Here is a 1,504-nt window from a genome sequence, read left to right on the forward strand (position 1 = left end):
TTCTGGTGATAATCTGTCCGGAATCAATATTACTCCACCATTCCTCTGATGCAAATAAGCCTTTGTCTTTTTTGATGCCAAAGATACTTTCGTCATTTAATGATAATAATCTTGTCTTTTCAATAAATTCTTTTTCTCTTTTCATGACTTTTTTAAAATCATAGATTAAATACATATCATCATCCAAAATCAAATAACTCATTTTACGTCTCCAATTTTTTCAAAATAAATAATCTGTTTCTCAAAAGTTTCTTTACCGCCAGCCCTACCCAGTCCTGTATTGACTACCCCTTTCCCTTTATTCACATATGGCTTCCCTTGACCTTCAAGCTTGAATTGCACTTGTGTTTTTTCAGTCCAGCCCTTGCCTGTACGGGGCAAATCCGGAAAGAGCCGGTTTGTTGCCGAGTTGCCTGTTGTACCTATCTTTTTCAAAAGATCCATGGTGCCCGGTTTTGTTGTAAATTTAACCAACACTCCATTATATCCCTGTTCGGAATATGCTTTAAGCGGAGAAATAAATGTTTCACTTGTTGCTGGTAATTCTCCGTATGTTTTAAGTTTCATGAAATCTTCATAAGATATACGCCTATAAAAAATCTCATTACCATGTACATCTTTTTCCAATACTAGACTGTGTGGAGAATTTTTTATTCTTTCTCTATTGGCTTTATTTACCTGATCTCTAGCTTTAACAGCTTCAATCCTTCTTGGATCTTGATCATAAATTGTCTTGTGAAGCTCTTTGTTAAAATTCGGATTATTTTTCCCTATATTGAGATCATATCTGTAATCTTTCGGTAGTTGCGGTTTCGGCAATGCCTTCTGTTCCCAATTCCCTACAATTCCTAACTGTGTTGTAGACCGAGGCATACCTGTTTTACTCGGTGTAGCAAATACAGAATTCATCAATCTTGAATATGCAGAATTGGGATTAACCATAGCACGCATACCCAAAATCGTACTAACGTCTCCTAATGTATCTAAACCTGCACGAACCCAGTTCCCATTAGCAATATTTACAGCTCTTCTATCTACTTCTATCGAATCACGTAATCCTGCTGCATCGCCTGCATTGAGGACAACATTAAGCTGCATACTCGTAACAACATGCGCTTCGCAGGATTTGTTGCCTTTACATAAGGGCAATACTTCTTGTTGGTACATTAGGGCTACGAAATTTTCCCATGATGTATCGTTAGGATCTAATCCTCCTTGCTTGTATGATAAATTTTTCCACTTATCATAAGTGGCAGCACAACTAGCTTTATTCCCTGTTTTTCCACAGTTTTCTCCTAACTCTTGTCCAAATTTTTTTATTTGATCAGGTGAAATCTCTTTATCAACGAAAGGAATGGTTAGGCCAGGGCTGAGATAGTTATTCCCCACCGCATTCTGCCCCAACACGCCCCCTACCTGCGCATTGAACAGGGCATTGATGTTGGTGCCGTTGGTGCTGCTTTTGCTCCCCCCTTTCAGGCTGCCTCCGGCCGCACCCACCACC

At 39.2% G+C, this 1,504-nt stretch carries 1 protein-coding gene and 1 pseudogene; both read right to left on the reverse strand.

What is annotated here, in order from left to right:
* Window positions 1-202, reverse strand: a pseudogene (locus tag HMPREF2675_RS04935) (hypothetical protein); the annotation flags it as partial.
* Window positions 199-1,504: hypothetical protein (locus tag HMPREF2675_RS11540; RefSeq protein ID WP_283127796.1), on the reverse strand; the 1,306-nt coding region annotated here is incomplete at its 5' end. The pseudogene HMPREF2675_RS04935 and the gene HMPREF2675_RS11540, both read right to left, overlap by 4 nt.

Origin of the sequence: Neisseria sp. HMSC061H08, from assembly GCF_001836795.1 — a bacterium.
In the GTDB taxonomy this organism is placed as follows: Bacteria; Pseudomonadota; Gammaproteobacteria; order Burkholderiales; family Neisseriaceae; genus Neisseria; species Neisseria subflava_A.